Genomic DNA, 20374 nt, shown 5'->3' with positions numbered 1-20374 from the left:
GCTGCCATGAAATCTTTCTTCCTTGCTCTCCTCAAAAGCCGCGCCGGCCTTTTCGGCTTCCTACTGGTGCTGGTCTTCATCGCCGGTGCGATCCTGGCGCCCTATCTCGGCCTGCCGTCGCCGACCCGTTCGAGCCTGACGGCGCGCATGGTCGCCCCGACCTGGACCAGCCTGTTTTCGCCCGGCGCCCATCCGCTCGGCACGGACGAACTCGGCCGCGATATTCTTTCGCGCATTCTTTATGGCAGCCGCACCACGCTGCTGATCGCGGCCGGTGCGGTGGTGCTTGGCGGCGTGGTCGGCACGCTTCTCGGAATTGTCGCCGGTTATTACCGCGGCATGGTCGATCGGATCCTGATGCGCATCGTCGATATCCAGCTGGCATTGCCGCTGATGCTGCTGGCCCTGCTGGTCGTGGCCGCCGTCGGCGCATCGAGCCAGAACCTCGTCGTTGTTCTGGCGCTGACCAGCTGGCTGCGGTATGCCCGCATCATCCGCGGTCAGGTGCTTGCCCTTCGCGAACGGGAATTCATCCTGTCGGCCCATGCGATTGGCGCCGGCACATGGCGGATCATGATCAAGCACCTGCTGCCCAATGTCATGACGCCGGTTCTGGTCATTGCCACACTCGAGCTTGCGCGCATCATCATCATGGACGCAGCGCTCTCCTTCCTCGGCCTCGGTGTGCAACCGCCAAGCCCGAGCTGGGGACGCATGCTGGCCGATGGCCGCGTCTACATCACCACCGCCTGGTGGATCGTCACCTTTCCGGGCCTCGCCATCTTGCTGACCGTCCTGAGCGTCAACCTTCTCGGCGACTGGCTGCGTGACTATTTCGACCCGAAGCTGAGGACCGCGCGATGACACCGCTTCTCGACATTCGCAACCTGACGGTCGTCTTCGATACACCGGCCGGCACGGTCCATGCCGTCAACGACGTCTCCTACACGATCGAAGAGGGCGAGACGCTGGGCATTGTCGGCGAATCCGGCTCCGGCAAGAGCGTGCATGCGCTCTCCATGGTCGGGCTGATTGCCCGGCCGCCCGGCCGTATCGTCAGCGGCGAGGTCTATTTCAAGGGCCGCGATCTCCTGAAGCTTGCACCGCGCGAACTCTACAATCTGCGCGGCAAGGAAATCGGCTTCGTTTTCCAGGATCCGATGACGTCGCTCAACCCGGTCCTGACCATCGAGAGGCAGATCGCCGAGCCTTTGCGCCGGCATTTCAACCTCTCGAAGAACCAGGCGCGCGAGCGGGTCGTCGAACTGCTTGAACTCGTCGGCATTCCCAATGCCCGCACCCGGATCGGGCAATATCCGCACGAATTTTCGGGCGGCATGCGCCAGCGGGTGATGATCGCGATCGGCATTTCCTGCAATCCGAAGCTTCTGATCGCCGACGAGGCGACGACGGCGCTGGATGTGACGGTGCAGGCGCAGATCCTTGATCTGGTGCGGGACCTGAAGAAGAAGATCGGCACGACGGTGATCTGGATCACCCATGACATGGGTGTCGTGGCCGGTCTCGCCGATACGATCCAGGTCATGTATGGCGGCCGGATCATGGAGCGTGGCCCGGTGGATGCGGTGTTTGAGGATCCGCGCAGCGCCTATACCTGGGGTCTTCTGAAATCGCTGCCTCATGGCGGCAAGCGCGGTGCGACGCGCCTTTACCAGATCCCGGGAAATCCGCCCAACCTGATCGAGAAACCGGTCGGCGACCCGTTTGCACCGCGCAACGCTTTCGCCACCGAACGCTGCAAGCGTGAAACGCCGCCGCTTCTGCAGGTGGAAGACGGCGTTGCCGGCCACAAGGCCGCGGCCTGGTACGACCTTCGCGCGGAACTGAAGAAAGAACGGGAAGCTTCGGCATGACGATGGAAAAGACGCCGCAAAAGCCCCTCGTGATCGCCGACCGCCTCTGCAAGACCTATGGGGGAGGGCGCGGTTTTCTGGCGGGATCGACGCCGGCCCTGAAGGCCGTCGACAATGTCAGTTTCGAGATTTATCCGGGCGAGACGCTCGGGCTCGTCGGTGAATCCGGTTCCGGAAAGAGCACGACCGGCCGGGTGCTGCTGCAGCTCGAAGAGCCGACCAGCGGCGACATCATCTTCAAGGGCCAGAACCTGACCGGCCTTTCCAAGCCGCTGCTAAAACCTTTCCGGCGCGACATGCAGATCATCTTCCAGGATCCGTATTCGTCGCTCAACCCGCGCATGACGGTCGGCGAATTTGTGGGCGAACCGCTGGTCGTGCATGGCCAGGGCGGCAACAGATCCGAGCGCAATGACAGGGTGGCGGCACTGTTTCGCAGGGTAGGGCTCGATCCCTCCTTCATGACGCGATATCCGCATGAATTTTCCGGCGGCCAGCGCCAGCGCGTCTGCATTGCCCGCGGCATTGCACTTGACCCGGCATTGATCGTTGCAGACGAACCGATTACCGCGCTCGACGTTTCGATCCAGGCGCAGATCGTCAACCTTTTCCAGGACCTGCAGGACGAGCTGGGGCTGACCTATCTGTTCATCGCCCACGACCTGTCGATGATCCGCTACCTCTGCCACCGCGTTGCGGTGATGCTGCGCGGACGCATCGTCGAAATCGGTCCCTGCGAGGCTATCTTCGAAAACCCGCAGCATCCGTATACGCAGGCGCTTCTCTCTGCGATCCCCGTCCCGGATCCGAAGATCGAGCGGGAGCGCCGGCCGATCGCCTTCGACGTCAACGCCAATCCGACACCGGCAGACGCGGTGCTGAAGCCGGTCGGCGAACGCCATTTCGTGCTTGGCTAAGCAAGCGAGGGCAATATGCCATCGCATAAATCCCGTTAGTTACGGTCGGAGCGGGGCAGGGAAGGGCCTGCCACGTTGCGGATCGAGAAGCTCGAATGGATTCGGGCCACGCCCGGCAATGTCGAGAGGATCTCCTTGTGGATCCGCTCGAAGTCGCGCGCATTCACAACCTCCACCCGCAGCAGATAATCGGAACCGCCGGTCATCAGAAAACATTCCCGGATTTCGGGAAAGCGCCTGACCGCAGCCTCGAAACGATCGAGATATTCCTCCGTCTGCCTGTCGAGCGTGATGTTGACGATGACGGCAATGGTGGGATCGATATCCGGGGAGCCGACCAGGGTTATGTAACCGCGGATGACACCCGATTCCTCCATGATCCGGATACGCCGCAGGCATGCCGAAGGCGACAGGCCGACTTCGGCTGCGATCGCCGCATTGCTGCGTCTCGCATCGGTGCGCAGCACACGCAATATGTTGCGGTCGATTGCATCCAGATCGGCCATGACAGATTATCTCAATTCTTCGTCGTTCATTTCATAATGGCCATAAATATGCGCGGATCTATCGCAGATCGCTAGGAAATTCGACGATCGTTTCAATATAGTTGCGGTAAGGGCAGCCTTGGAGGCCGGGGTGACGCAAGCAGCTATATCCGATTGGAAAATCACCGATGAGGCAGCCGGTGCGCCCGGTTATCTGACGATCGATCTCAAGGCTCTCGGCCGCAATTACGATCGACTTTGTGCGCTCGTCGCCCCGGCGCGGGTTGCGGCCATCGTCAAGGCGGATGCCTATGGGATCGGCGCCGAACCCGTCGCAAGAACGGTTTATGCGCGTGGCTGCCGCGACTTCTTCGTTGCACAGTTCAACGAGGCGGTTTTGCTGAGACCTGCCTTGGCAGGTGATGCGCGCATCTTCGTGCTGAACGGCCTGCAGCCCGGCAATGAGGATGTCTGTGCCCGGCAAAATATCGTGCCGGTGATCAATTCCTTAGAACAGTGGAAGCTCTGGTCCGACACGGTCAGGCGGCTGAACCGCATTCTGCCGGCCGTCGTGCAATTCGATACGGGCATGTCGCGGTTGGGGATTCCTCCCGAAGAACGGGAGGCTTTTGCCGGCGAAGTCGCCGCGGAGCGCGGCATCGACATCCTCTTTGTGATGAGCCATCTGGCTTCGGCCGATGAACCGGAGAACCTGCAGAATGCCGATCAGCTTGCCGAATTCGGCAAGATTGCCGCGCAATTCCCGGGGATCGACTTTTCCTTCGCCAATTCCGGCGGCGTCGGCCTGGGGGCGGCCTATCACGGGCTGATCGCGCGGCCGGGCATCGCGCTTTATGGCGGTGCGTTTACATCGGCTCCGCTCTCCATGGAACCGGTCGTGCATCTGGACGTCGCCGTCGTGCAGACGAGAACCGTGCCGGCCGGCGCGCGTGTCGGGTACAGCGCCACACATATAACCCGCGAGCCCAGACGCCTGGCGACGATCGCCGCGGGTTATGCCGACGGCCTGCCGCGCAGCCTGAGCGACAAGGGCGCCGTCTATTATGACGGAATACGCCTGCCGATCGTCGGACGCGTTTCCATGGACAGTATCACGATCGATATTTCCGCCCTGCCTGAAGGCACATTGGGGCTCGGCAGCCGCGTGGAGGTTTTCGGGCCGCACCAGACGGTCGAGGATGTTGCGCGTGATGCCGGCACGATATCCTACGAAATCCTGACCGGTCTCGGACAGCGTTACCAGCGGCACTGCAGATAAGGAGCGCAGGCTCCACACAATGAGGGAAACATGAAGGTCATTATCCTTGGTGCCGGCGTCATCGGCGTTACGTCTGCCTATCAACTCGCCAAGGCGGGCCACGAGGTTACGGTCATCGACCGCCAGCCCGGGCCGGCGCTTGAAACCAGCTTCGCGAATGCGGGCGAGGTCTCGTTCGGTTATTGCGGCCCCTGGGCTGCGCCCGGCATTCCGATGAAGGCGATCAAATGGATCTTCATGGAACATGCGCCGCTGATCCTGCGGCCGAAGCTGGATCGGGCAATGCTCTCCTGGCTTGTTCGCATGCTCGCGAACTGCACCTCGGAGCGTTATGCGATCAACAAGGGCAGGATGCTGCGGCTGGCCGATTACAGCCGTATCGCGCTGGCCGACCTGCGGGCGGAAACGGCGATCGAATACGACGAGCGGATGAAGGGTACGCTGCAGCTCTTCCGCAGCCAGCAGCAGCTCGACGCGTCTGCCAAGGACGTGAAGGCGCTTGCGGCTGACGGCATTCCTTATGAAGTGCTCGATCCGAACGGCTGCATCGCGGTCGAGCCGGCGCTCGCCCATGTCCGCGAAAAATTCGTCGGCGGTCTGCTGACCCCGAAGGATGAGACGGGCGACTGCTTCAAGTTCACCAATGCGCTGGCAGCAAAGGCCGAAGCGCTCGGTGTGCGGTTTCTTTACGGAACCGAGATCAAGGGCATCGACGTCGAAGGCAGGAAGGTCAAGGGCGTCGTGACTGACCGGGGCAATTTCTCCGCCGACAGCGTCGTCGTTGCGCTCGGAAGTTATTCGCCGCTTCTGCTGCGTGCGCATGGGATCAAGCTGCCGGTCTATCCGGTCAAGGGTTATTCGCTGACGATCCCGATCGTCGAACCCACGCGCGCACCGGAATCGACGATCATGGACGAGACGTTCAAGATCGCGATCACCCGGCTTGGCGACCGCATCCGCGTTGGCGGCATGGCAGAGATTTCCGGTTACACGAACGATCTCGGCGCACGGCGCCGCAGCACGCTCGAACATTCGGTCACCGATCTGTTTCCGGGGGGCGATGTCGGTAAGGCAACCTTCTGGTCAGGCCTTCGCCCGATGACGCCGGACGGAACACCGATCATCGGCCCGACGCCGATTTCCGGCCTGTTCCTCAATACCGGCCACGGTACGCTGGGCTGGACGATGAGCACCGGCTCCGCACGCGTGCTGGCCGATATGGTCGGCGGAAAGCGACCCGAGATCGATACCGGTGGCCTGTCGATTGCGCGGTATGGCAGCGCGCAGGGATGATCGAGCAATCCTGAACGCTCAAGCAATCCATGGCGTTCGGGGAACAGGTTCGGACATTGCCGCAAACTCCGAGTGCCAGCCAGTGGTTGCTGTGGAAGCGAGATCGGGCGTGCGAACAGAGGCTGTCGCACGCTGCCGACGATTTCAGGATTTCGGCAGTTTTCTGGCCTCTATGGCGTTGGGTGTCGTGGAGTGATCTTATGGGTCACCAACAAATGCCATGTTCCATAACACACGTTACGTGATTTAAGGCTATATCGCAACGTTGATGCCCCCAAAAAGCTCGATGGCAACATCCGGCTGATCTGGGCGGTGCCTGGAGGCAAGCAAAGCGAGTTGGTAAACGGGAGCGGTGAGTGAACAACACGGCCTACAGAAGACAGGCGCCCTGCCTGCAGTCATCCATTATTGGCTGGGTCGCTCTTCCGGCCTGAAGCCATCATTGATTGGGAACGGGCGTCCCTTGATGGAATATCATCTGCCAGCGGCCAGCCATCAATTTCCAGATGGAGCTTCGCAAAGTCTCATCATTGTTCTGACAGTCAGCCGACGTACGGATACTCTTGTAAGTGACCAGCACCACACGATCCGACAATGGACGAACGGAAAAGTCCGACACGTATGGCAGCGACGCCGAGGCCTGCGCGGTTTCGCCTGCAAGAGCCTCAACTGTGATCTGCTTGTTGTAAACTCTGCCGAATTTTCCGAATTCGATAAATTCATCGGCGATCAGATCCGACACGACCTCTCGCGACGCCCTGATTTCCGGCCGATGAAGGCTTGTCTCTAGCGCAAAGAACATGTCGATGTCGGGTTTGTTTAGCGACATTGAAGCTCCTGCCGGCAGTCCGGCGCAGCGATGATATGACGTCGAGAAAGAGGAAAGCGCCCCTTAAGGCGCTTTCGCTTGATCACATCAGCTTGCCCGCAAAGGAGATCAGCGGTTTCGCATCCTGATCGTGATGCAGACCGGTGATGCGGCCGAACAGAAGATAGGTATCGCCGCGCTTGATATGATCTTCGAGCCGGCATTCGATCACGGCCGTGGTCGCCTTGAAGATTGGCAGGCCTTCCGCTCCTGCGGACCAGTCAAACCCGGCAAACCGTTCCGCGCCCTTCGGTGCATCGCGGGAGGAAAAACGCTCGTAGATAGCCCTCCCCTCCGCGCTGAGGAAATTGATCGCGAACATGCCGGTTTCCAGGATCGGCTTCAAGGCGCTGGTATTTTCACCGATCGCCACCGTCATGGTCGGCGGTGAGGCCGAGAAATGCGTGGCAGACAGGGCGACGAACCCTGCCGGACCATTTTCATCCGCTGCGGTGACGATGGTCGCGCCGATCGCCCTTGCACCAATGGCCTTCCAAAAATCCTTTGCCGACAATTCCATATCCATCACTATTCCCTTGTTCCCCAATTCAGCAAACGAGCCGTATCGACCCATCCGAGTTATGGCCAGCGCACGAAAATCGCGCGCGTCATGCTCGAATGGCAGGTCGATCCTGAGGAATATAGGGGCTTGTGTCTTCGTGAGATAGCGAAAGTCGGCCTCGACAATGCCGCGATGCGACCTTTCTTGAAACGCCTTGCGGCTCGGGGATTAGCCGGGCAGCGCGCAGGCCTCCCCGCCTCCGAAAAGCCTCGAGCGCGTGAGAAACCGCTTTTCCCGGCCGTTATCGAGCGAAAACATGCCGCCGCGTCCGGGCACGACATCGATGATCAGCTGGGTATGTTTCCACGCCTCGAACTGGCTGCCGCTGATATAGACCGGCACGCCGCCGATCTCGCCGAGTTTCACGTCATGATCGCCGATCATGAAATCATCGGCCGGATAACACATGGGCGAAGAGCCGTCGCAGCAGCCACCGGACTGGTGGAACAGGATTTGCGGATAGTCGCGGCGGATATCGGCGATCAGGTCGAGCGCAGCATCCGTTGCGGTCACGCGCGGTTCGCCGTTGATAGTGGCATCCATTGTCTTCATCCCGTGTCAAATAGATAAGCGCCGCTCCCCGGGAGGGGGCTTTCCAGGGAGCGGCATTGCCTGCGATACCCGACGCCTTCTCGTCAAAAGCGGAACCGGGCGAGGCAGATCTGGCCCCTCCCCCTTTCGAGGGAGAGGTCGGGGAGGATAGGTTCTCCCCTGTTGTGAGGCTCAGAAGAAGCCGAGCTTTTTCGGGCTGTAGCTCACCAGCATGTTTTTGGTCTGCTGGTAGTGGTCCAGCATCATCTTGTGCGTTTCGCGGCCGATACCGGATTGCTTGTAACCGCCGAAGGCCGCATGGGCCGGATAGGCGTGGTAGCAATTGGTCCAGACACGACCGGCCTGGATTTCCCGGCCGAAGCGATAGGCGCGGTTGCCGTCGCGGGTCCACACGCCGGCGCCGAGGCCGTACAATGTGTCATTGGCGATCGACAAGGCTTCCGCCTCGTCCTTGAAAGTGGTCACGGACACGACCGGCCCAAAGATCTCTTCCTGGAACACGCGCATCTTGTTGTGGCCCTTGAAGATGGTCGGCTGGATGTAATAGCCGTTGGCCAGTTCACCACCGAGATCGTTGCGGGAACCGCCGGTCAGAACCTCTGCGCCTTCCTGTTTGCCGATATCGAGATAGGCGAGGATCTTTTCCATCTGCTCGGTCGAAGCCTGGGCACCAATCATCGTTTCACTGTCGAGCGGGTTGCCCTGCTTGATCGCCTTGACGCGCTTTACTGCCCTTTCCATGAAGCGGTCGTAGATCGATTCATGCACCAGCGCGCGGCTCGGGCATGTGCAGACTTCGCCCTGGTTGAGCGCGAACATCGCAAAACCTTCGAGCGCCTTGTCGAACAAATCGTCGTCTTCCGCTGCCACGTCGGCAAAGAAGATGTTCGGCGACTTGCCGCCGAGCTCCAGCGTGACCGGGATCAGGTTCTGGCTGGCATATTGCATGATCAGCCGGCCTGTCGTCGTTTCACCGGTAAAGGCGATCTTGGCGATGCGGTTGGAAGACGCCAGCGGCTTGCCGGCTTCAAGGCCGAAACCGTTGACGATGTTGAGCACGCCGGGCGGCAGGAGATCGCCGATGATCTCGGCCCAGACGAGCAGCGAGGCAGGCGTCTGTTCGGCCGGCTTGATGACAACGCAATTGCCGGCTGCAAGAGCGGGTGCCAGTTTCCAGGCGGCCATCAGGATCGGGAAATTCCACGGAATGATCTGGCCGACGACGCCGAGCGGTTCATGGAAGTGGTAGGCAACGGTATCGTTGTCGATCTCGCCGATCGAGCCTTCCTGGGCGCGGACGCAGGAGGCGAAATACCGGAAGTGGTCGATGGCGAGAGGAATGTCGGCTGCCATCGTCTCGCGGATCGGCTTGCCATTGTCCCAGGTCTCGGCCTGGGCCAGAACTTCCAGCTTGTCCTCCATGCGCTGGGCGATCTTCATCAGGATATTGGCGCGCTCGGCAACGGCGGTGCGGCCCCACTTGTCCTTGGCGGCGTGGGCGGCATCAAGCGCGGCGTTGACATCCTTTTCATCGGAGCGCGGGATTTCGCAGATCTTCTGGCCGGTGACCGGCGTGACATTGTCGAAATAACGGCCGCCGATCGGCTCCTTCCACTCGCCGCCGATATAGTTGCCGTATTTTAGCTTGAACGGCGACTCGACGATTTTCTGGTGCAGCATGATCCATCCTCCCTGGGTTGCCGGGTTCTTTTCACGAACCGGATGGGAGGAATCTGCGCATGTTCGCGGGGCCAAAACAGGGGCACATCGCCATACCGCATCGCACAGTGTCGCAACTCTGCGACACTGTGCGATGCGGTATGATCGCGAGGCTTACCTTACTGAAGATCGAGCTTTGACAGCTTCCGGTGCAGGGTCGCGCGGCTCATGCCAAGCGTGACGGCAGCCTGGGAGACATTGCCGTGATTGCGCAGGAGAACCTGTTTCAGCACCGCGCGTTCGGCATCCTGAAGATATTCGCCATCGGCGCTGCGGTGTTCATCAAGGGCGTCGGCGGCCGGAATGCCGGCCTCGATCTTCTTGTCGTCGAGCTTGAGCGCAGCACGAGCTGAACGCGTTGCGCCGACGACGATATCGTTCCGGTCGATGGCCAGAAGCGCGGAGGTCGAACCGCTTTCGGAGGGCACCATGACGAAACGCGCACCGGCAAAGGCACTGCAGAACAGGCTGAGTTCGATGCGCAGTGCCGCCTCCCGCACCGCCTGCGATAGCACGGAAAGCGTGAATTCGTTCGCATCCTCACGGCAGGTCGAAACGTCCAGTGCACCGGCAAGCTGGCCGCGATGATCGCGGATCGGCGACGTGGTGCAGCTGAGATTGATATTGGAGGAGAAGAAATGCTGGTCGCGAACAATCGTCACGGCCCGCTCGTCGGCCAGTGCAGTGCCGATGCCATTGGTGCCAATGCTCGCTTCGGTCCAGACCGAACCGGTCCACAGGCCGAGATTATGAAAATCCTTGTCGTCGCCGGATGTACCGCGCCGCTCGAGAGCAATGCCGTCGCGATCGGTCAGCAACAGGCAGCATCCGGCCTTGCCAACCGTCATGAACAGCCGGTCGATCTCGTCCACCGCTTCCGCGACCAACCTCTCGGATCGCTCCCGTGCAAGACGAAACTCCTCGTCCGTCAAGCGGACGGGCAAGCGTTTATCTTCCGGCGCCAGATGATGCATCGTCATGCACCGCCGCCAGGAGGCCACAATGGGAGAACTGGCCTGCGCGGATTGCGCAGACGCATAAACTTGCTCGGCATGTACTGACTGCTGGTGCATCAGGCTCCTCCACCGAATGCTTGAATCAAGTTTCGCTAAAAAAGGGGCATTTTGCAACCGTTTTGGGCTGCAGAATCCCGAAATCTGGCGGTTTCATTCTCAAGCTGGATTTTCATTGCAGAGGGCAGGCGTACAGTCAATTGACCCGTCCTTCCGATCATGGGCAACTTGCCGTGAAACCTCCTGTGGTTGTGCCGTCGTCGGGCCTGGTTGCCTCTGTTAAAAGACCGATGACGGCAATCGCGAGGTCTGTCGGCCCGCAAAGCCGTCCATCGATCCGGAAAGTTCGGCACTCGCGGCCAAAAACAGAATTCCCCTTCTCGCCCATGCAGACGGATGCCCCAAATTCGTTTTCACAATCACTTCATCCGGTCATCTTTTTCGGGAGCCGGAGGCTGTAGGTCGCCTCTCCGAATGCGTCATGTTGACGCACTTCAATGGAGCCCAAAAGCCGCTGTTTTTCGCGGTTTATGCGGCGAAAAATTGACGAGAACGGCGGCGTCAAAGGGCTATTAAGCCCGACTGGAAAAGCAGCCGCCTTCGCAGGCGCAGCATTTTTTGCATTGACTTAAATCGATCTAAATTTCACAAGGGGTGAGACATTTCGACCCTCGCCCCCCTTTGTGCCGACGTCGCGCCGAAATCAAAATTTCGATTCCAACCCCTCTTCCGATGGCCTCGGCAGCTCGATGCCGCATGCCTTTTTGGAGCGCTCATGACGACGAAAATTTCTGGTTCAACGCCGATGCCGGGAGGTTTCGGCAAGCTTTCGGTAACGCGCCGAACCCTCCTTGCCGGGACAGCGGCACTGCTTGCCGCAGTGGCAAGCACGCCAGAGGCACTGGCCCAAACGGCTTCGGCACAAGCTTCGGTTGCCGGCTTTCACGAAGTGTCCCGCGCCATCACCGGCAAGGCGAACCTTTCCCCGACGACATCGGAGCGCATCTACCGTGCTCTCGCTGCCGATCACGCGGACCTTGCCGAAAACGTGAATGCTCTCGCTACGCTCGCGAGCGCCAATCCGACGCCCTCGACCTTCCGCGATGCCGCAAAGCAGGCCGGTCAAGGCGATCTGCTGCTTGCCATCCTGACTGCCTGGTACACCGGAACGGTCGAGACCAAACAGGGTCCGGTCGTCGTCTCCTACAAGGAGGCTTTGATGTACCGACCGGTCGAGGACGGGCTGACGGTGCCGACCTACTGCAACAAGGGACCGATCTGGTGGACCGGGCTTCCGCCGGAGGTCACCCGCATGCCGATCAACAATCCGAAAGTTCTGTGACCATGAAATCCCCCGTATTTTCAAATGGCGATGCCACCGCAGATGTCGTTATCGTCGGTTCAGGTGTGGTCGGCGCGCTGATTGCCGATCAGCTGGCTGGCGAAGGCAAGAGTGTTCTCGTTCTCGACGCGGGTCTACGCATCCAGCGTGCCCAGGCTGTCGAAAACTGGCGCAATATGCCGTTCAAGAACCGCGTCGGCTCCGACTATCAGGGCCTTTATCCGCAATCACCGAAAGCACCTGCACCGCTCTACTGGCCGAAAAACAACTATGTCGCGCTGTCGGGACCGGATGGAAATGGCTTTCAGCAGGGTTATCTGAAGGTTGTCGGTGGCACGACCTGGCACTGGGCCGCCTCGAGCTGGCGCCATCTGCCGGTAGACCTGAAGATGCGCTCGACCTACGGCGTCGGCCGCGACTGGCCGATCTCCTATGACGAACTCGAACCCTATTACTGTCGCGCCGAAGAGGCGATGGGCGTGGCCGGGCCGAACGATCCTGCCCTGCAGTCGCCGCCGGAACGCTCCAAGCCCTATCCGATGGACATGGTGCCCTGGGGATATGCCGACAAGCGTGTCGCCGAAGTGGTGAACCCGCATGGCTGGAACCTGGTGCCGATCCCGCAGGGACGCTCCACCCGCCCATGGAACGGACGCCCGACCTGTTGCGGCAACAACAACTGTCAGCCGATCTGTCCGATCGGTGCCATGTATAATGGCATCCACTCCGTCGAATCGGCCGAGGCGAAGGGCGCCGTCGTTCTGGCGGAATCGGTCGTCTACAAGATCGATACCGACGAGAACAATCGCGTCACGGCCGTTCACTGGTATGACAGCGAGCACCGCTCGCACAAGGCGACCGGCTCGGCCTTCGTCATTGCCTGCAACTCGATGGAAACGCCGCGCGTCCTTCTAGCAGCTGCCAACGAGCGCAACCCGGCCGGGATTGCCAATTCCTCAGATCAGGTCGGCCGCAACATGATGGACCATTCGGGCTTTCATGCCCGGTTCACCGCAAACGAGCCGCTGTGGATCGGCCGCGGGCCGGCCCAGTCGAGCTGCATGGTCGGACCGCGCGACGGGGCTTTCCGCTCCGAATATTCGGCGACGAAGGTCATTCTCTACAATATCAACCAGGCGCCGCAGATGGCCGCAGCAGCCATCAAGGACGGCTTTGTCGGCGAGGAACTGGATGCGGAAATCCGGCGCCGCACCACCCATGGCGTGGACCTGTCGATCAGCCTCGAGCCGCTGCCCGACCCGAAAAACCGGGTCACGCTGTCGAAGGCTCGCGTCGATCCACACGGTATCCCCTGCCCCGACATGTATTACGACGTGGGCGACTATGTTCGCCGCGGTTACGAGGAATCGGTGCGCCAGCTTCGCGGCATCGGCGATCTGTTCGGCGCGACCGACTTCGTGGCCACGACCTCCCTTAATGCCAACAACCACATCATGGGTGGCACGATCATGGGCTCCGATCCGAAGGACTCGGTGACGGATGGAAATTGCCGTGCGCATGACCATCCGAACCTGTGGCTGCCGGGCGGCGGGCCGATTCCGTCGGCCAGCGTCGTCAACTCGACGCTCACCATGGCAGCACTCGGCATCAAGGCTGCCGACGATATCTCCAAGACGTTGAGGGCATGACGATGAGGACAACGGACATCATCATCAAAACGGGTGCCTTTGCAGCGATCGTCGCTAGCGGCCTGTTTGCCCTCACCGAAAGCAGCTTTGCCCAGACGGCATCGGCGGAGCTGATCGAAAAGGGTCGCATGGTCGCGACCGGTTCGGACTGCATGGCCTGCCACACGGTTCCGCATACGGGCCAGCCTTTTGCTGGCGGTTATGGCATCATCTCTCCGCTCGGCACGATCTATTCGACCAATATCACCCCGTCGAAGACGGCCGGTATCGGCAATTACAGCGAAGCGGATTTTTCGCGGGCTGTCCGCCAGGGCATCAGGAAGGATGGAGGCCATCTCTATCCCGCCATGCCCTATAATGCCTATGCCGAGATGACCGACGCAGATATCAACGCCCTCTACACCTATTTCATGAACGGGGTGAAGCCGGTCGATGCGGAACCGAAGGACTACACGGCCCTGCCCTTCCCCTTCAATCTGCGCTTCTCGATGGCGTTCTGGAATATTCTCTATGCGAACAAGACGCCGTTCAAGCCGGATCCGGCCAAGAGCGACGATCTGAACCGGGGCGCCTATATTGCCGGCGCGCTCGGCCACTGTGCATCCTGTCATACGCCGCGCGGCCCGCTGATGGGGGCCGATAGCGGCGCGAACCTCGCCGGCGGTTTTGTCGGTCCATGGTATGCGCCGAACATTACCTCGGATCCGGTCAGCGGCATTGGCGGCTGGAGCGAGGACGAACTCGTCCAGTATTTCCGCACAGGACATGCCGACGGCAAGAACCAGGCGGCGGGCGGCATGGCGGAAGCCGTGCAGAACAGCCTGCAATTCCTGCCGGACAGCGATCTTTTGGCGCTCGCGCGTTATCTCAAGACCGTGCGGGCCGTCCGCGACCCCGCCGATAAACGCCCGGCCCACGAATTCGGGACGACGGAAAGCGACGAGGCCAATATTCGCGGGATGTTCGCCTCGAACGAACATGACAGCCTGCGCAACGGCGGTGCCGAGCTCTATAGCGGCTATTGCGCCAGCTGCCACCAGCCGAACGGCGCCGGCAGCGAAAACCAGGCCTATCCATCGCTCTTCCACAACACCGCGACCGGCGCCAGCCGGCCGGCCAATCTCGTTGCTGCCATTCTCTATGGCGTCGAGCGCAAGACCGGTGAGCATGATGTGCTGATGCCGAGTTTTGGCGAGAAATCCTATGTCATGCCGCTGAACGACCAGCAGGTCGCCGACATTTCCAACTATGTCCTGACGAAGTTCGGCAATCCCGAAGCAAAGGTCACTCCGGCCGACGTCGCGGTGGCGCGGAAGGGCGGCCCGGTTCCGCTTCTCGCAAAGGCGCAGCCCTTCATCCTGCCGGCCATGATCATCGCGGCCTTGGTCGTGTTGATCCTCGCAGGTGTCCTGTTCTTCGTCACCCGGCGCGAACGGGTGCCACGTCAGGCCTGACATCTTCGGAGAACCGATCCTGAAGGCCGCCGGCGATCCTGGCGGCCTTTCCACAGACGGGCAGATGGAGGCCCGTCTTTCCCGTATCTGTCGCCACGGACCTTTTCATCCTCGTCACCGATGTCCATTATCGCGGCGGAATGATTTGGGCCGCGACGGGAGACACTCGATTTGGACCGCCTTGAATGCGACCGTATGTTCATTGCGGTCATTGATACGGGAAGTTTTGCCGCAGCGGCCACCCGGCTGGGCACCAGTACCGGCCAGGCATCGAAACTCGTTTCCCGTCTGGAAGCCAATCTCGGCGTGCAGCTGATCAAGCGTACCACGCGGGCAATGTCGCTTTCCGAGGCGGGCCGGGCCTATTACGAACGTGTAAAAGTTCTCATCGAGGATTTTGATGCGCTCGATGCCTCTGTGCGAAATACGTCCGGCGCACCTTCCGGCCGGCTGCGGATCACGGCACCGATCACCTTCGGCACGACGCAGCTTGCAGAGGTGCTGATCCGGTTCGCGACCGCCTATCCCGACATCCAGCTCGAGGTCAGTTTTTCCGACCGGGTCGTCAATCTCGTCGACGAAGGTTTTGATGCGGCCGTGCGGATCGGCCAGCCGGCCGACAGCAGCCTGATTGCCCGCAAACTCTGCCCGATGCGGATCGTCCTGATCGCCTCGCCCGGTTATCTCGCCGCCCGCGGCACGCCGCGCGTGCCGGCTGATCTGGCCGGCCACGACTGCGTCGTCGATACGAACTTCCACGATCCCCTGTCCTGGCGCTTCAAGACGGATGACGGCAAACAAAGCCTGTCGACCACGGTGCAGAGCCGCATCCATTTCACCAACGCGGAAGCCTGTGTTGCCGCCGCCGAGGCCGGCCTTGGCATTGCGCGAGTACCGAGCTTCGTTGCGGGTACCAAATTACGCGCGGGCGCCGTCCATCCGGTTTTGGGAGCCTTCGAGGATGAACCGCGCGGCCTCTATGCTCTCTATCCACCCGCCCGCCACCTTGCCCTGAAAGTGCGGGTCCTCGTGGATTTCCTCGCTGATTCGTTCCGTGGACAACCCATATGGGATGAGGGATGGCGATAATTGCTTCCCGAATGGAAGCAATCTCTCTCCCCTAAGCCGGATAATCGTCACTCCGGCATTGAGTTATATCCTCTGGCAGACATTCACCCATCCAGAGAGACAGACCATGATCGATTCCCGCACTGCCCCTTATGCCGCGCTTGTCCTGCGTCTGGCGCTCGGCATTCTTTTCCTCGCCCATGCCGGCCTGAAGATCTTTGTCTTCACTCCGGCCGGCACTGCCGGCTTCTTCGCCTCGCTCGGCCTGCCGGGCTGGTTCGCCTATGTCACCATTCTCTGGGAACTGGCTGGCGCCGTTGCGCTGATCCTCGGCATCTGGCCGCGTCTCGCCGCCATTACCGTCATCCCGATCCTGCTCGGCGCGATCTTCACCGTGCACGGCGCTGCCGGCTTCTTCTTCAACAACCCGAACGGCGGCTGGGAATTTCCGGCATTCTGGATCGTCGGCCTGATCGTACTCGCATTGACCGGCGACGGCGCTCTCGCCTTGCGCCCGACGTTCGGCCGCAAGTAATTCCCTGGCACGACCTGGATCAAGGCATTCGAAATCGGCATGGGCAAAAAGCTGCCCATGCCTAAGATACAAAATCAGGAGTGAGACATGCTTGTGGAAGGTAAGTGGACGGCCGATTGGCATCCGGTTCAGGCGACCGACGCCAAGGGCGGCTTCGTGCGGCAGATTTCCGGTTTCCGCAACTGGATCACGCCTGACGGAAGCGCCGGACCAACCGGCGAAAGCGGCTTCGAGGCAGAGGCCGGACGTTACCACCTCTATGTCGCGCTGATCTGCCCCTGGGCCTCGCGCACTTTGATCGGCCGCGCCCTGAAAAAACTCGAGGACGTGATCTCGGTTTCCGTCGTCGAGCCGGCACTGTCCGAGCAGGGCTGGCGGTTCGGCGATTATCCGGGCTCCGACCGCGACCTCATCAACGGCGCCACCTATATGCACGAGATCTATACGAACGCCGACCCGGTCTATACCGGCCGCGCCACCGTGCCGGTCCTGTTCGACAAGAAGCGCGGCACGATCGTCAATAATGAATCCGCCGATATCCTGCGCATGCTGAATTCCGGTTTTGGCGCGCTCGCCGACGACAGCATCGATCTCTACCCGGAAGATCTCCGCGCCGAGATCGACGCGCTCAACGACCGCATCTACCCGATGCTGAACAACGGCGTTTACCGCACCGGTTTCGCAACCACCCAGCTTGCCTATGAAGAGGCCTTCGCCGACGTGTTTGCCATGCTCGACGAGCTGGAAGCCCGGCTGGAAAACCGCGGCCCCTACCTGTTCGGCGACAGGCTGACGGAGGCGGATGTGCGCCTGTTCGTCACCCTCGTCCGCTTTGACGCCGCCTATAACGGCATCTTCAAGTGCAACCTGCGACGACTTGCTGATTACAAGCAGATCAGCCGTTATGTGGAAAAGGTCATCTCGATCCCCGGCATTCGCCAGACGGTGAATATCGACCATATCAAGCAGGGTTATTATTCGATCAAGGCGCTCAACCCGAACGGCATCGTGCCGGTCGGCCCCGATCTTCCCTTCATGCAGGCTTAAGGATCTGGCCATGTCATCGACCACAGCCACCATTCTCGTCATCATGCTGCACGGCGTCGGCTCCAACGGCGACGATCTCGCGCCGCTGGGGAACGCCTGGAAAACCGTCCTGCCGGATGCCGTCTTCGTTTCGCCGAACGCGCCCTCCCCTTCCAGCTTCGGTTCGGGTTACCAGTGGTTCAGCGTTGCCGGCGTCACGGAAGAAAACCGCAGCGGACGCATCAAGGATGCGCGCGCGGGTTTCGACAAGACGGTTTCCGATATCATCGAGAAACACGGTTTTGCCGACAAGCTCGACCGGGTAGCATTCGTCGGATTCTCACAGGGCACGATCATGTCGCTTGATGCGGTTGCTTCCGGTCGCTGGCCGGTCGGCGCAGTCGTCGGTTTTTCCGGCCGCCTCGCCTCACCGCTACCGCTTGAGCCCGCAACTGCCACGCCAATCCTGCTGATCCACGGCAGCGCCGACCCTGTCATCCCGGCATCCGAGACTACGAAGGCTGCAGCCACCCTGGAAGCGCTCGGCATGAAGGTCGAGACGGTAATCCAGCCCGGGCTCCCGCACACGATTTCCGGCGAAGGCGCTGCCAAGGGCGGCAGTTTCCTCGCAGAAATCCTGAAATAAAAGCGGACAGGACGGAAGCGAGACGGCCATGGAAATCGGACTCTATACATTCGGCGATCTGCCGGTCGGAACCCTTGGCCCGGAAGCCTCGCGACGTCGCCTTTCCGAAATCGTCGAGGCTGCGAAACTCGCGGATCAGGCGGGTTTGAGCGTCTTCGGGATCGGCGAACATCACCGTCTCGACTACACGATCTCGGTTCCGGTCGCCGTCATGGGGGCGATCGCCGCTGTGACGAAAAATATCAAGATCACCACGGCCGTCACCATTCTCTCCTCTTCCGATCCCGTGCGGATTTTTGAGGAACTGGCGACAATCGACCTCCTGTCGGGTGGCCGTAGCGAACTCACCGTCGGGCGCGGGGCGTTCATCGAATCCTTCCCGCTATTCGGTTACGATCTCGGTGACTATGACGCACTTTACGAAGAGAAACTGGCGCTGCTGCTGCAGATTGCCGGGAGCGACGAAGGCGTGACCTGGCGGGGCCGCTTCCGGCCAGCCTTGGAAGATGCCGAGATCGCCCCTCGCCCTTACGTCAAAAATCCGCCGATCTGGATCGGCGCTGGTGGTACGCCCGAGAGCGCAATCCGGGCCGGCAAGGCCGGCGTTCCACTCAACCTTGCCAATATCGGCGGCGAACCGGCACGGTTCCGTCCGTTCATCGATCTCTATCGCCGCAGTTTTCGCGATGCCGGTCACGACACATCCGCGATGAAAGTCGGCATATCCAGCCATCTGCATGTCCAGAAGGACAGCCAGACGGCGCTCGACGAATTTTATCCCCATTATGCCAGCTATATCGGCCATAACCTGCCGAATGGCGACAATGGTTGGAAGGTCTCGCGCGACGATTATCAGCGGCTTGCCGGCCCGCGCGGCGCGCTCTTTGTCGGCAGCCCGCAGCAGATCATCGACAAGATCCTCTACGAATACGAGCTGTTCCGCCATGACCGTTTCATGGCGCAGATCGATATCGGCGGCCTGCCCTTCGACAAGGTCGCCAAGGGGATCGAGCTTCTGGCAACCGAAGTCCTGCCCGCCGTCCGCAAGGCAACGGCTGGAGCGACGCCGCTCTCGGCCGCCTGAAGAGTTTCATACCAACCATCCGCTTGGACCCGCGCCGAAAACGTCGTATTCAGCCGGACGAATCCGGCGTGTGGCAGCACAACCCACGGCCTTTCTTTGTCCAAACGGGGTATGGCGATGAAACAGATCTCTGCCAACAAGGCATTTGACGGCACGCAATATGTCTATTCGCATGCCTCCGAGGCCTGCCAGTGCGACATGACTTTTGCGATCTTCATGCCGCCGCAGGCGCAGACCCGCAAGGTTCCGGTTCTCTGGTATCTCTCCGGCCTCACCTGCACGCACCAGAACGTCATGGACAAGGGCGAATACCGCCAGATCGCCGCCGAGCTCGGCGTTGCGATCGTCTGCCCGGATACCAGCCCGCGTGGTGAAACCGTTCCCGACGAGCCGGAAAGCTGGCAGTTCGGCAAGGGCGCGGGCTTCTATCTCGATGCAACGCAGGAACCTTTCGCGCGCAATTACAATATGCAGCGCTACATCATCGATGAGCTGCCGGCGCTGCTGAAGGCAAGCGATCTCGCGCTTGATTTCGACCGCCAGAGCATTTTCGGCCATTCGATGGGTGGCCATGGTGCGATCACGCTCGCCCTGAAGAACCCGGAGCGTTTTGCCTCCGTCTCCGCTTTCGCCCCGATCGCCCAGCCTTCGACGGCGGACTGGTCGCGGCCGGCGCTGGAAAAATATCTCGGACCCGACCAGTCGGCCTGGCGCGCCTATGACGCGACCCTGCTGATCGAGGACGGGTTCAAGGTCAAGGAAATGCTGGTCGACCAGGGCACGGCCGATTCCTTCCTTGAAACCGGCCTGCGGCCGCAGCTTCTCGCATCAGCCTGCGAAAAGGCCGGCATTCCGCTGACGCTCAACATGCGTAAAGGCTACGATCACTCGTATTTCTTCATCTCGAGCTTCATGGCGGCGCATGTTCGCTGGCACGCGGCGCGGCTGGGCTGATCGGCTACGAGGCCGAGAACCTCTCCACCGTCATCCTCGGGCTTGTCCCGAGGA

Annotated in this window: 20 protein-coding genes; 14 read left to right on the top strand and 6 right to left on the bottom strand. The window is 60.9% G+C overall.

Translation table 11 applies throughout. The features are described from left to right. Positions 1 to 6 precede the first annotated feature (6 nt). Genes FHW37_RS01060 through FHW37_RS01050 form a run of 3 tightly spaced genes read left to right on the top strand, consistent with a single transcriptional unit; the run spans position 7 to position 2791 of the window. Entirely contained in the window at positions 7 to 864 is an 858-nt protein-coding gene (locus FHW37_RS01060) for an ABC transporter permease (protein ID WP_145631475.1), read from the top strand. Then, entirely contained in the window at positions 861 to 1874 is a 1014-nt protein-coding gene (locus tag FHW37_RS01055) for an ABC transporter ATP-binding protein (protein WP_145631472.1), read from the top strand. Before FHW37_RS01060 ends, FHW37_RS01055 begins: the two co-directional genes overlap by 4 nt. Next, positions 1871 to 2791: an ABC transporter ATP-binding protein gene (locus FHW37_RS01050; protein WP_432442818.1), complete on the top strand. Its 921-nt coding sequence runs from the start codon at positions 1871 to 1873 to the stop codon at positions 2789 to 2791. The genes FHW37_RS01055 and FHW37_RS01050 overlap by 4 nt, the downstream gene beginning before the upstream one ends. 35 nt (positions 2792 to 2826) lie before the next feature. Here the strand turns inward: FHW37_RS01050 and FHW37_RS01045 are convergent, their stop codons facing one another. Further along, positions 2827 to 3297: an Lrp/AsnC family transcriptional regulator gene (locus tag FHW37_RS01045; RefSeq protein WP_145631469.1), complete on the bottom strand. Its 471-nt coding sequence runs from the start codon at positions 3295 to 3297 to the stop codon at positions 2827 to 2829. 130 nt (positions 3298 to 3427) lie between these two features. Here FHW37_RS01045 and alr point away from each other — a divergent pair, with 130 nt between their 5' ends. Then, positions 3428 to 4555: an alanine racemase gene (alr, locus tag FHW37_RS01040; protein ID WP_145631466.1), complete on the top strand. Its 1128-nt coding sequence runs from the start codon at positions 3428 to 3430 to the stop codon at positions 4553 to 4555. A 30-nt stretch (positions 4556 to 4585) separates the two neighbouring features. Beyond that, entirely contained in the window at positions 4586 to 5848 is a 1263-nt protein-coding gene (locus tag FHW37_RS01035) for a D-amino acid dehydrogenase (RefSeq protein ID WP_145631463.1), read from the top strand. Between the two features lie 439 nt (positions 5849 to 6287). On the opposite strand, the gene FHW37_RS01030 is transcribed toward FHW37_RS01035, so the two are convergent. From FHW37_RS01030 to FHW37_RS01010, 5 genes are all read right to left on the bottom strand, one after another. After that, positions 6288 to 6677, bottom strand: coding sequence for a DUF4440 domain-containing protein (locus FHW37_RS01030; RefSeq protein ID WP_145631460.1), 390 nt, complete (start codon positions 6675 to 6677; stop codon positions 6288 to 6290). 82 nt (positions 6678 to 6759) lie between these two features. Continuing rightward, positions 6760 to 7242: a flavin reductase family protein gene (locus tag FHW37_RS01025; RefSeq protein ID WP_186458102.1), complete on the bottom strand. Its 483-nt coding sequence runs from the start codon at positions 7240 to 7242 to the stop codon at positions 6760 to 6762. A 204-nt stretch (positions 7243 to 7446) separates the two neighbouring features. After that, positions 7447 to 7821 carry a DUF779 domain-containing protein gene (locus FHW37_RS01020; RefSeq protein ID WP_145631454.1) on the bottom strand — a complete coding sequence of 125 codons (375 nt, stop codon included), beginning with the start codon at positions 7819 to 7821 and terminating at the stop codon, positions 7447 to 7449. Positions 7822 to 8001: 180 nt separating this feature from the next. Next, on the bottom strand, positions 8002 to 9510 hold the full coding sequence (gene adh / locus FHW37_RS01015; RefSeq protein WP_145631451.1) for an aldehyde dehydrogenase: 1509 nt from the start codon (positions 9508 to 9510) through the stop codon (positions 8002 to 8004). Between the two features lie 158 nt (positions 9511 to 9668). Further along, a complete protein-coding gene (locus FHW37_RS01010; RefSeq protein WP_145631449.1) occupies positions 9669 to 10622 on the bottom strand; it encodes a helix-turn-helix domain-containing protein in 954 nt (317 codons plus the stop codon). Between the two features lie 715 nt (positions 10623 to 11337). On the opposite strand from FHW37_RS01010, the gene FHW37_RS01005 reads away from it, so the two are divergent. The 9 genes from FHW37_RS01005 (at position 11338) to fghA (ending at position 20320) form a co-directional block, all read left to right on the top strand. Continuing rightward, positions 11338 to 11904, top strand: coding sequence for a sugar dehydrogenase complex small subunit (locus FHW37_RS01005; protein WP_210249252.1), 567 nt, complete (start codon positions 11338 to 11340; stop codon positions 11902 to 11904). Between the two features lie 2 nt (positions 11905 to 11906). After that, positions 11907 to 13553: a GMC family oxidoreductase gene (locus FHW37_RS01000; RefSeq protein WP_145631446.1), complete on the top strand. Its 1647-nt coding sequence runs from the start codon at positions 11907 to 11909 to the stop codon at positions 13551 to 13553. Continuing rightward, the gene (locus FHW37_RS00995; RefSeq protein WP_210249251.1) at positions 13550 to 15007 is read left to right on the top strand and encodes a cytochrome c; all 1458 of its coding nucleotides are present in this window, start codon (positions 13550 to 13552) and stop codon (positions 15005 to 15007) included. The genes FHW37_RS01000 and FHW37_RS00995 overlap by 4 nt, the downstream gene beginning before the upstream one ends. A gap of 171 nt (positions 15008 to 15178) precedes the next feature. Continuing rightward, positions 15179 to 16096, top strand: coding sequence for a LysR family transcriptional regulator (locus tag FHW37_RS00990; RefSeq protein ID WP_246690624.1), 918 nt, complete (start codon positions 15179 to 15181; stop codon positions 16094 to 16096). Between the two features lie 106 nt (positions 16097 to 16202). Continuing rightward, positions 16203 to 16610 (top strand): DoxX family protein, encoded by a 408-nt coding sequence (locus FHW37_RS00985; RefSeq protein ID WP_145631443.1) that lies wholly within the window; start codon positions 16203 to 16205, stop codon positions 16608 to 16610. An 87-nt stretch (positions 16611 to 16697) separates the two neighbouring features. Further along, entirely contained in the window at positions 16698 to 17657 is a 960-nt protein-coding gene (locus FHW37_RS00980) for a glutathione S-transferase family protein (RefSeq protein WP_145631440.1), read from the top strand. A gap of 10 nt (positions 17658 to 17667) precedes the next feature. Continuing rightward, positions 17668 to 18282 carry an alpha/beta hydrolase gene (locus FHW37_RS00975; protein ID WP_145631437.1) on the top strand — a complete coding sequence of 205 codons (615 nt, stop codon included), beginning with the start codon at positions 17668 to 17670 and terminating at the stop codon, positions 18280 to 18282. 28 nt (positions 18283 to 18310) lie between these two features. Continuing rightward, positions 18311 to 19366, top strand: a complete 1056-nt coding sequence (locus tag FHW37_RS00970; RefSeq protein WP_145631434.1) for an LLM class flavin-dependent oxidoreductase — start codon at positions 18311 to 18313, stop codon at positions 19364 to 19366. A 117-nt stretch (positions 19367 to 19483) separates the two neighbouring features. Beyond that, complete coding sequence (gene fghA / locus FHW37_RS00965) at positions 19484 to 20320, top strand: S-formylglutathione hydrolase (protein WP_145631431.1); 837 nt, start codon at positions 19484 to 19486, stop codon at positions 20318 to 20320. The last annotated feature ends 54 nt before the right edge of the window (positions 20321 to 20374 follow it).

It is taken from the genome of Neorhizobium alkalisoli (assembly GCF_007829835.1).
In the GTDB taxonomy this organism is placed as follows: domain Bacteria; phylum Pseudomonadota; class Alphaproteobacteria; order Rhizobiales; family Rhizobiaceae; genus Neorhizobium.
The sequence above is the reverse complement of the archived record's forward strand: the minus strand, read 5'-3'. Positions and strand labels throughout refer to the sequence as shown.

Excerpts from the sequence above, each read along its gene's own strand:
- FHW37_RS01060 (WP_145631475.1), top strand. The coding sequence starts at position 7 with ATGAAATCTTTCTTCCTTGCTCTCCTCAAAAGCCGCGCCGGCCTTTTC.
- FHW37_RS01055 (WP_145631472.1), top strand. The coding sequence starts at position 861 with ATGACACCGCTTCTCGACATTCGCAACCTGACGGTCGTCTTCGATACA.
- FHW37_RS01050 (WP_432442818.1), top strand. The coding sequence starts at position 1,871 with ATGACGATGGAAAAGACGCCGCAAAAGCCCCTCGTGATCGCCGACCGC.
- FHW37_RS01045 (WP_145631469.1), bottom strand. The coding sequence starts at position 3,297 with ATGGCCGATCTGGATGCAATCGACCGCAACATATTGCGTGTGCTGCGC.
- FHW37_RS01035 (WP_145631463.1), top strand. The coding sequence starts at position 4,586 with ATGAAGGTCATTATCCTTGGTGCCGGCGTCATCGGCGTTACGTCTGCC.
- FHW37_RS01030 (WP_145631460.1), bottom strand. The coding sequence starts at position 6,677 with ATGTCGCTAAACAAACCCGACATCGACATGTTCTTTGCGCTAGAGACA.
- FHW37_RS01025 (WP_186458102.1), bottom strand. The coding sequence starts at position 7,242 with ATGGATATGGAATTGTCGGCAAAGGATTTTTGGAAGGCCATTGGTGCA.
- FHW37_RS01020 (WP_145631454.1), bottom strand. The coding sequence starts at position 7,821 with ATGGATGCCACTATCAACGGCGAACCGCGCGTGACCGCAACGGATGCT.
- adh (WP_145631451.1), bottom strand. The coding sequence starts at position 9,510 with ATGCTGCACCAGAAAATCGTCGAGTCGCCGTTCAAGCTAAAATACGGC.
- FHW37_RS01010 (WP_145631449.1), bottom strand. The coding sequence starts at position 10,622 with ATGCACCAGCAGTCAGTACATGCCGAGCAAGTTTATGCGTCTGCGCAA.
- FHW37_RS01005 (WP_210249252.1), top strand. The coding sequence starts at position 11,338 with ATGACGACGAAAATTTCTGGTTCAACGCCGATGCCGGGAGGTTTCGGC.
- FHW37_RS01000 (WP_145631446.1), top strand. The coding sequence starts at position 11,907 with ATGAAATCCCCCGTATTTTCAAATGGCGATGCCACCGCAGATGTCGTT.
- FHW37_RS00995 (WP_210249251.1), top strand. The coding sequence starts at position 13,550 with ATGACGATGAGGACAACGGACATCATCATCAAAACGGGTGCCTTTGCA.
- FHW37_RS00985 (WP_145631443.1), top strand. The coding sequence starts at position 16,203 with ATGATCGATTCCCGCACTGCCCCTTATGCCGCGCTTGTCCTGCGTCTG.
- FHW37_RS00980 (WP_145631440.1), top strand. The coding sequence starts at position 16,698 with ATGCTTGTGGAAGGTAAGTGGACGGCCGATTGGCATCCGGTTCAGGCG.
- FHW37_RS00975 (WP_145631437.1), top strand. The coding sequence starts at position 17,668 with ATGTCATCGACCACAGCCACCATTCTCGTCATCATGCTGCACGGCGTC.
- FHW37_RS00970 (WP_145631434.1), top strand. The coding sequence starts at position 18,311 with ATGGAAATCGGACTCTATACATTCGGCGATCTGCCGGTCGGAACCCTT.
- fghA (WP_145631431.1), top strand. The coding sequence starts at position 19,484 with ATGAAACAGATCTCTGCCAACAAGGCATTTGACGGCACGCAATATGTC.